The sequence below is a fragment of the Methylocystis sp. genome (genome assembly GCF_021731785.1).
Classification (GTDB): domain Bacteria; phylum Pseudomonadota; class Alphaproteobacteria; order Rhizobiales; family Beijerinckiaceae; genus Methylocystis.
Genome location: NZ_JAKFWS010000160.1, coordinates 1 through 8,917, shown reverse-complemented (window position 1 = coordinate 8,917; position 8,917 = coordinate 1). Strand labels below are relative to the sequence as shown.

The following is an 8,917-nucleotide window of genomic DNA, read 5'->3' as shown; positions in this document are numbered from 1 at the left end:
CGAAGTTCGTCGCCGGCGACATGCCCTAAGCGATACTGACGAATTGAAATAAAGAGCCCCCGGCCCACAAAGCCGGGGGTTTTTCTATGACAACCCGCGCAGACCGACATAGCCTCCAATGCGCCGCGCGTCGCAGACGCAGTCACTCAACGAATGTTGAGGCGGGCGCCTGGTTTCTTCCCGATTGCGGGCCTTTGAAACAACTGCTCAGGAGTCGGGGAGTGCTGGGCGACAACCGCGGGCTCGCGGTGCGTCTTTTGGACGCAAATCTCTCGTCCGATTTCGCTCGCGTCGTTTTGTGGCATTTGTCAAATATAGACGATCGGCGTTCTGCGGCGCCGCGACGCGATGTCGATGACAAAAATGGAGCCGCGAGACAAAAATCCGCTATAGAAGCGACAGGGCTTACGAAGGTCGCCAAGAAGAGCGACAGCTCTGAAATCATAATTGATCGAGGGATGGAAATGAAGAATTGGCGTAGCCTCGCAGCCGCAGTTCTCGGCGGGCTTTTCTCGCTGGCTTTGGCGCTCCCATTGAGCGCGTCGGAAGGCGGCGCCGGCCCCGAGGCGATGACCATGGGCAATATGTGCATGGTCATGTTCGGCTACGACATGATCCACATCACGGCCTATCAGCCGGGCAAATCGCGCAGCGAATATTGCGCCGAAATCCCGAGCGTCGGCCCGACGATTCTCGTGTTCGACATCGAAAATCCAGCGTTCCGCGACATGCCGCTCGAGCTGCGGATCATTCGCGATCCATTGACGCCGATCACGAAAGACACCGACCTCGAGGCGCTGACCGAGGTTTATCGTCCCGCGACGAAATACACCAAAGGCACGTTCAATCTGGAGCACAACTTCAAGGATAACGGCCACTATATCGGTCTCGTCACTCTGACGCGCCCCGACGGCGCGCAGGAAACGTCGGACTTCAAATTCACGGTCGGCGAAACCTTGTGGGCGTGGGTGCCGCAGATCGCCGGAACCGTGCTCATCGCCGGCATTGTTTTCGCTTATTGGAAACATACGCATCCGTCCTCCAAGAAGAAGGACGCCGCTGGCGTCGCCGCGTCTTGAACGTCGCGCCGCGCATCTACATCTCAAAAAACAAAAGAGGAGGCGCGCGCCTCCGGGGAGACGCCATGACCAACGCTGACAGGACTTCGCCGATGCGCCCGCGCCGTCCGGCGGGATTCGGCTTCGCCGTCGGTGGAGCTTTCGCCATCGTCCTCTCCGTTGCGGGAGCGACTTCGGCGGTCGCGCATTCCTTCCTCGTCGACGCGACGCCTTCGTCGAAGGAGCATGTGGCGGCGCCGCCAAAGACGATCAAGTTGAAATTCGGCGGCGGGGTCGAGCCGTCCTACTCGAAGATCACCGTCGAGACGCTCGACGGAAAAGTGCTTGGCGAAGGCAACGCCGCGGTGCCCGGCAAGCCGCGCGAATTGACGGCGAATGCGCCGGAACTCGCGCCAGGCAAATATATCGTGCGCTACCGCGTGCTCTCCAGCGACGGGCACATCGTCGAAGGGAACTACGAGTTCACCGTCGACGCGAAGTAAGCGCGACCGCGCCAATGGCTGGCTCGCGGCGCGTTGAGCGACACGCCGCTCATTCTCGCCTCTTAGCGGCAGCCAGGGAGATCAACGCCAGAGGACGTCGGGCGAAAGAAAAATGTATTTGTCTCTAGCGGCGATCCGCCTCCTTCTGAGCCTGCCCTCGGCCCTTGCGGTCGGACTTCTGCTCTTGCCGCGTCTCATCGGCGAGGATGGCGCGCGTTTCAAGCCCGCTGTGGCGGCGCTGGCGTTGACGCGCGCCGTGCTCGGCTTCGCGTTGCTTTATGTCACCGCGCTCTCGATCTTTCCCGCCGATCGTCCGGTCGAATTGGAAACGCTGTGGGCGTTCGCCGCCAACACCACGGTGGGGAACGCCTGGATTGCGACGCAACTGATCGCGTTCCTGTTCGCCGGTCTCACGGCGGCGCGGCTCTTCATCGTGTCCGAATTGCTCGATCGGGTGACGCTGTGGGTCGGCGTCGTTCTCCTCGCCGTCGTTTCGGTGACCGGCCATGCCGTGGATGACGGCTTGCCGCGCTGGACGCAGGCGAGCTTCCTTCTCCATACGGCCGCGGGCCTTGTCTGGTTGGGCGGATTGCTCGGTCTCGTCTGGTGGATGTTCACCGCGCGCGGCAAGCCGCCGGAGGTCGCGACGCAGCTTGCCGAACGCTGGTCCTTGATCGCAAAAGTCGCCATGGCGATCGTTGCCGTCACTGGATTTGCGATCGCCTGGGAGAACGTTGGCAGCATTCCCAATATGCTGGCGACGACCTACGGCCGGATGTTGACGCTGAAGCTGATATGTCTGTGCGGTGTTTTGCTCGCGGCGCTGGCGCTGGCGCGTTACATAACGCGACGGCCTCGAGGCGAATTCAATGTCGCCTGGTACAGCAGGGTAGGGGCGGGCGAGTCGGCGTTCGCGCTCGCGCTGCTTTCGATCGCGGGCTACATCGCGGTCATCACGCCGGCCGCGCATGAGACCAGTCTCTATTGGCCGCTGCCGTTTCGGTTATCCTATCTGGCGACCTGGGGACAAAACCCCGCGATGTTCAGCTCGATCTGGTGGTGGGGGATTGCCGCCGTCGTTCTCGCTATCGTCGCCGCTCTGGTCTGGTGGACGCCCGGCGCCCGTCCGTATCGCCTCTATGCGACGCCGGCCGTCTCCGCCGCGGCGCTGATTTCCCTCGCCGTGTCCTTTGCGACCGAGGCTTACACCGACACCTACGACGATCCGACGCAGGACTACACCGCGGAGTCGGTGGCGCGGGGACTCACCCATTTCAAGGAGAACTGTACCAGCTGCCACGGCGATCAGGGCGAAGGCAATGGGCCGCTCGCCAAGGATCTCAGGAACGCGCAGGGGCTCGCGGTGCAACCCGCCGATCTGACGGCTCCTCACGTCGGCACCCATACGATCGGCGACATATTTCACTGGCTGACCCACGGCGGACAAAGCGGCGTCATGCCGGGCTTCAGAGAGCAGCTCGACGTCGACGACCGTTGGGATGTGATCAACTTCCTGCTGATGATGTCCTATTCAAACCGCGCCCGCTTCATGAGCCCTCAGCCCATGATTCAATGGCTGATCGCGCCCGACTTCGCGCTGATCGATCCGCACGAGGAGGCGACGTCGCTCTACCGGCTGCGCGGCGTGCCGACGTTGATCTCCTTCGCGCGCTGCGGTTCCCCGAACGGCGATCCGAAGGCGCGCGCCGAGAGCGTCAAGATCGCTCATGACGCCGCAAAAGCCGTCGGCGCGAACCACGCGACGATCTATGACGCAGCCTGCCCTCAGGAGGCGAAAGGTCGGGAGCCGGTTCATCCCAAGGGGGTCGAGACCGCCTATTCGGTGATCAATCGCTACCCCAACGAAACGCCCTCTGAGGAGATTGAAGAGGCGCATTTTCTCGTCGACCGTTCCGGCTATATTCGGGCGCGTTTCCGCGCTTTCGCGCCCAATGACGGAAATGCCCAGAAACTGGCCGGCCTCGTCGCCGAATTCGCCCGTGAACCTTTGATCGAAATCAGCCTGCACTCGCATTAGCGCGCCCTATTGTCGCAAGCGAGACTGTCGCGCGGCGGTATCCGATGGGCGCGTCATTCGTCATGATGCAATCAGGCCGGGGGAGAACAGTCCGGCGGAGAAGGGGAGAAGCCAGATGCTAAAGCGGCGTGATTTCTTGCTGACCGGAGGGACGCTCTTGACGGGGACGGCGCTTGGGCTCTTCGCCCTACGCGGTTCCGCCGCGGCCCACGAATATGATGTCGGCAATCTGAAGGTCGAGCACCCTTGGCTGCGCGCGCCGGTCGACGGCGACAACAAGGCGCAATTCTATGCGATGCTGCACAACAATGGCTCTACGGCCGATAAGCTGATCGCCGTCAAATCGGGAAAATTCGGCAAAGCGGAAGTTCACGGCGACGCCAAGAAGCTCGAGCTCGTCACGCCGGTAGTTCTGCCGCCAAAGTCGAAAGTCACGCTCGCGCCGGGCGGCGCCTATGTCGCGCTTCTCGACATCAAGAAGCATCTCGAGGTGGGCTGGGGCCTGGAGATGACGCTCGTCTTCGAAAAGGCCGGCGAAGTGGAGGTTGATGCGGCGATCGACGCGCCGGATGCAGCCCATGCGCATGACGCCGAAGCCATGGAGCGCTGGCAGAAGGCGCACGGCCAGGACTCTGCCGGCCCCAAGGAGGGCGGCGCGCATGAACATCACGATCATCACATGGAAAAGAAGTGAGCGCAGGCGATTGAAGCGGTCTGCAAACGCGAAAACCGGCCGCTCGACAGGCAGCCGGTTTTTCAGGACTTGGACCCACACGCTTGGCCCGGCAAACTTGGCCAGGCAAATTCGGACAGCCAAAAAGAAAGCGCGCGTCGTCGGACGCGCGTTTTCTTAAGACTGCTGCGAAATGCTGGCGTAGATGAGCGGTCGATCGCCTTAGCGGTCGATCGCCTTAGCGGTCGATCGTCACAAGCCGTCCGGCAAAGACGCCGCTGTCAGTAGCCACTGGCGTGGCCTTCTGCGCGGGCGAGCCGATGGGCAGAGCGAAGCCGAGGACGAATGCAGCCATTGCCATCGCGGCGACAAGAAGGAGTGAAACGCGGAACTGGCGACGCGCTGAGTCCCTGTCGAAACTACGCGTGAAAGCCGGCTCCATCTGATCTTCAAATTTATCAACGAGCGACATTGTCCCTGATCCTCTCGCATTCGCCCTTTTGTAACGCTTGCGCCTCTCCCCAGGGCGCGCGCGCGATTAGTTCGCGGCGCTGCGTTCTCAAGACAGAAACGAGGATGGGGTAAAAAAGTTGCATCACTTTTCAGAAATTTTATAAATTTTTTAAGTAGTCGGTGAAACCAAGTTAACGCTTGGCAATATTGATTCGTTCAAGTTGATCCAAATTTCAGTCGGCGATTCGCGCGCTTTTGGCAAAACCCAATTGATTTTCCTAATGAAACGCTGATGGTCAGCTTACGGGCCAAGCGTGGCGGCGGGATGGCGAAGAAAACTTTTGGCGCGCGCGATCGCGCAGGCCGCGCCGCGCGAAAGTTTCGAAAGCCGTAGTCGATCGCCGTCCGCGCGCCCGAGGCGCTACGCCTCGTGAATCTCATTGCGGCTCTAAAGCGCGCAAATTATGGTGCGCCGCACTCGCCCTCCGCAGGAAGCCCTACGCAATGACCTTTCTCGCCAACGCCCTGTCGCGCGTGAAACCCTCGGCGACGATCGCCGTCACTCAGCAGGCGCGCGACTTGCGCGCCCAGGGGCGGGAGGTGATCAGCCTCTCTGTCGGCGAACCCGACTTCGATACGCCCGCGCATATATGCGCCGCCGCGAAAGCCGCGATCGATCGCGGCGAGACGCGCTACCCGCCAGTGCTCGGCATTCCGCCGCTGCGCGAGGCGGTCGCCAAAAAATTCAAGCGGGAAAACGGCTTGGACTACAAAGCCTCGGACACGATCGTCGCCACCGGCGGCAAGCATATTCTGTTCAACGCGTTTCTTGCGACGCTCAACCCCGGCGACGAAGTGATCGTTCCGGCGCCCTATTGGGTGAGCTACCCGGAGATGGTGGCGATCTGCGGGGGAACGACCGTCTTCGTCGACACGCGGATGGAGGACGGCTTCAAGCTGCAGTCCGAGGCGCTCGAGCGCGCCATCACGCCTAGGACCAAGTGGCTGGTGCTCAATTCCCCGTCGAACCCATCCGGCGCGGCCTATGCATTCGACGAAATGAAGAAAGTGACCGACGTTCTGCTGCGCCATCCGCAGGTGCATGTCCTCACCGACGACATTTACGAGCACCTGGTCTACGGCGATTTCAAATTCGTCACCCCGGCCCAAGTCGAGCCGGCGCTGATGGCGCGCACGCTGACCATGAACGGCGTCTCCAAGGCCTACGCCATGACCGGCTGGCGCATTGGCTACGCCGCTGGGCCGAGCGCCCTGATCAAGGCCATGGACCTGCTCCAGGGGCAGCAGACCTCGGGCGCCTGTTCGATCGCGCAATGGGCCGCCGTTGAGGCGCTCGAAGGGCCGCAGGACCATCTTGCCGTTTTCCGCAAGGCCTTCGAGGAGCGCCGAGATCTCGTGGTCTCGATGCTCAACCAGGCCAAATATCTGAAATGTCCGACGCCCGAGGGGGCCTTTTATGTGTTTCCCTCTTGCGCGGACGCCATCGGCCGCAAGACCCCGAAGGGGAAGGTCATTGAAACCGACGAGGATTTCGTGACCGAACTCCTGGATACGCAGGGGGTGGCCGTGGTCCAGGGCTCGGCCTTTGGCGTCGGCCCGAATTTCCGCGTGTCATACGCCGCGTCGAACGCTCTTCTCGAAGACGCCTGCCGAAAAATCCAGACATTCTGCGGCAGCCTCGTCTAGCCCTGGCGCCGCGTTGCGCATTGCGCGCGCCAGCCTAAACTGGCGTCAGCGCATCGGGCGGCGGCCTCATGCGAGCGCTTCGCCGAAAAAGCGAAGTCTCGCGCCAGGGAGCGCGGAACTGGATTGCCGGCTCGTCGGTCTTCCGCCGACAGACGGCGCCTTCTTGCGGGAGACCTGCACCATGACGATTTTCGCTCTCGTTTTCCTTGCTCTGCTCAGCGCGCTGATCGCCTACATCTCCTTCCTGCCGGATAGTTTTCGCATCGCGCGCTCGACGACGATCGACGCGCCGCCGGAGACCGTGTTCCGGCACATCAACGACTTTCACAGTTGGCGCGACTGGTCGCCCTGGGCCAAACTCGATCCCGAAATGACGGCCGAATATGGTGGCACGCCGCAGGGCTATGGCGCGACCTATTCATGGTCCGGGAACAAGGAGGTCGGCGTCGGCCGCATGGAGATCGTCGAGAGCCGTCAGGGCGAGCGCGTTCGCATCAAGCTCGAATTCAAGAAGCCTTTCAAAGCCAACAATGACGTGCAATTCGATCTCAAGCCGATGGGCGAGAACCGCACGGAGGTCACCTGGGCGATGTCCGGCCGCCACGAATTCATCGGCAAGGCGATGTATAGATTTTTTAACGTCGACAAAGCGCTCGGCCGGCAGTTCGAAAAGGGGCTCGCCGATCTCAAGAGGGTCGTCGAGTCGCAACCAAAGATCGCCGCCGGCTGATCGCGCAACAACTGCGCCGAAAGAAATACGCGGCTCGTCAGTTAAGACGCGCCGCGCGAAGAGCGAACGGAGAAGTGACGCTACGCCGCCGCGTCGAACATTTCCTCGACATGCTCCCAATTGACGAGATGGTCGAGGAACGCCTTTAGGTAGTCGGCGCGGCGATTGCGGTAGTCGATGTAATAGGAGTGCTCCCAGACGTCGGCGACGAGGATCGGCGCGGCGCCATGAATCAGCGGATTCTCGGCGTTCGGCGTCTTGCGAATGGCGAGCTTTCCATCCTTCGCCTCCAGCCACACCCAGCCCGAGCCGAATTGGCCTAAGCCTTCCTTCTGAAACTCTTCGCGGAATTTGTCGACCGAGCCGAAGGAGTCGATGATCGCCTTCTCGACCTTGCCGGGAATGGCGCCGCCGCCGTTCGGCTTCATCCACTTCCAATAGTGGTGATGGTTGTAATGCTGGGCGACGTTATTGAAGATCGGCGTGTTGCGGTTATAGGCGGTGACGATCACTTCCTCGATCGGCTTGCCTTCATATTCGGTGCCTTTGACCAGGTTATTGGCGTTCGTCACATAGGTCGCGTGATGCTTGTCGTGATGGTATTCGAAGGACTCGCGCGAAAGATAAGGCTGCAGAGCGTCGTAGGGATAGGGCAGGTCTTCCAGTGTGAACGACATAATTTTCTCCCGAATAAGTTAGCCGAGCGTCAGCTGCACGCGTTAACTAGCCCCCCGCGCGACATGCGGCAATATCGCGAGATCACGAACGGCGCCGCTCTGTTCGTTTTTTGGCGACAAAAAAGCACGGCTCGGTGACGACCGAGCCGTGCTGCAATCTTCGGGCCGCTTCCTCAGGCGATCGCGTCGCCCGTCGCCGGCTTTTTCTTTGCGCTGGCGCGCAGCGCCCACCACAGCAGTCCGACGAGCGAGACGAAGCCGACTGCATAGAGAATGTATTCGATCAATCCGTGGAAGGTATAGATTCCCACTGAGAACGGAAAGCGCGAAACCCATTCATTGCCGAGACTGTCCCGCGCGGTGACGATGCCGACATAATGGCCGGAATCCTTGAAGTCGTGTTCGAAGGTCATCGTGCCGTTGCGATAGACCTTCGGCTCGATATAGGCGACGGTGATCGCGTCGAGGTTGGCCTTTTCCTTTTCTTCGCCGACGTCTTTAACGACGCGGATGCCGATCGCCATGTCGCGCAGCTTTGGCGATACGGCGGTGAGCGCGATCACGGTCGGTCCGGTATTGGCGATATCCTCGCAAAACTCCAGATCTTCGCCGACGCGCTGATAGCCGATGAAGTGCATGACGTTCGGGCCGATCCGAAGCACGCATTCGTCTTGCTCAAGCGCCACGCCGCCGTGCGCAAAGGCAGCCGCCGGCGCGGCGACAATGGCCGCGACCGCAATCATTGCGCCGGCGAACAGGCCGCGCATCCCAGTTGGACGCCCCCAATTACCGGGTTTTCGGCTGACGGACGGGCGCAATCTTGCTGATCATCGATTTGCTGGCGCGCTTTTGGGATATCGAGGTCGATTTCCGCGAGCGGCTCCGCCGCGCGGAGGGTTCTTCGGCCGCCGAGACTCACACAGCGGCGTATTTCCCTCGTAGCCAGACGAGGCGGCGCATGTTGTAGGCGAGATTGGCCAGGCCGATTTTCACCTTGGCTCGCGCGATCCCAATGGTTCGAACGCAAAGGCCCATCAATCCCTTCTGATGCGCGAAGACGTGCTCGACGGCAGATCGA

General features: G+C 61.2%; 9 protein-coding genes and 1 pseudogene. 6 read left to right on the top strand and 4 right to left on the bottom strand.

Features of this window, described 5'->3' with window-relative positions; genetic code table 11:
• Positions 1-464 precede the first annotated feature (464 nt).
• From QZ964_RS20050 to QZ964_RS20035, 4 genes are all read left to right on the top strand, one after another.
• Positions 465-1,079: a hypothetical protein gene (locus QZ964_RS20050; RefSeq protein WP_292533869.1), complete on the top strand. Its 615-nt coding sequence runs from the start codon at positions 465-467 to the stop codon at positions 1,077-1,079.
• A 65-nt stretch (positions 1,080-1,144) separates the two neighbouring features.
• Positions 1,145-1,561, top strand: a complete 417-nt coding sequence (locus QZ964_RS20045) for a copper resistance CopC family protein (RefSeq protein WP_292533867.1) — start codon at positions 1,145-1,147, stop codon at positions 1,559-1,561.
• A 112-nt stretch (positions 1,562-1,673) separates the two neighbouring features.
• Positions 1,674-3,599: a c-type cytochrome gene (locus tag QZ964_RS20040; protein ID WP_292533864.1), complete on the top strand. Its 1,926-nt coding sequence runs from the start codon at positions 1,674-1,676 to the stop codon at positions 3,597-3,599.
• 115 nt (positions 3,600-3,714) lie between these two features.
• Positions 3,715-4,293, top strand: coding sequence for a copper chaperone PCu(A)C (locus QZ964_RS20035; protein WP_292533861.1), 579 nt, complete (start codon positions 3,715-3,717; stop codon positions 4,291-4,293).
• 217 nt (positions 4,294-4,510) lie between these two features.
• Here QZ964_RS20035 and QZ964_RS20030 read toward each other — a convergent pair whose 3' ends face one another.
• A complete protein-coding gene (locus QZ964_RS20030) occupies positions 4,511-4,744 on the bottom strand; it encodes a hypothetical protein (protein ID WP_292533859.1) in 234 nt (77 codons plus the stop codon).
• Between the two features lie 485 nt (positions 4,745-5,229).
• Here QZ964_RS20030 and QZ964_RS20025 point away from each other — a divergent pair, with 485 nt between their 5' ends.
• Positions 5,230-6,432, top strand: coding sequence for a pyridoxal phosphate-dependent aminotransferase (locus QZ964_RS20025; RefSeq protein ID WP_292533857.1), 1,203 nt, complete (start codon positions 5,230-5,232; stop codon positions 6,430-6,432).
• A 181-nt stretch (positions 6,433-6,613) separates the two neighbouring features.
• Positions 6,614-7,162, top strand: coding sequence for an SRPBCC family protein (locus QZ964_RS20020; RefSeq protein ID WP_292533856.1), 549 nt, complete (start codon positions 6,614-6,616; stop codon positions 7,160-7,162).
• 80 nt (positions 7,163-7,242) lie between these two features.
• Here QZ964_RS20020 and QZ964_RS20015 read toward each other — a convergent pair whose 3' ends face one another.
• From QZ964_RS20015 to QZ964_RS20005, 3 genes and pseudogenes are all read right to left on the bottom strand, one after another.
• The gene (locus tag QZ964_RS20015; RefSeq protein ID WP_292533854.1) at positions 7,243-7,839 is read right to left on the bottom strand and encodes a superoxide dismutase; all 597 of its coding nucleotides are present in this window, start codon (positions 7,837-7,839) and stop codon (positions 7,243-7,245) included.
• Positions 7,840-8,012: 173 nt separating this feature from the next.
• Positions 8,013-8,606, bottom strand: coding sequence for a hypothetical protein (locus QZ964_RS20010; RefSeq protein ID WP_292533851.1), 594 nt, complete (start codon positions 8,604-8,606; stop codon positions 8,013-8,015).
• Positions 8,607-8,754: 148 nt separating this feature from the next.
• A pseudogene (locus QZ964_RS20005) lies at positions 8,755-8,917 on the bottom strand (IS5/IS1182 family transposase); the annotation flags it as partial.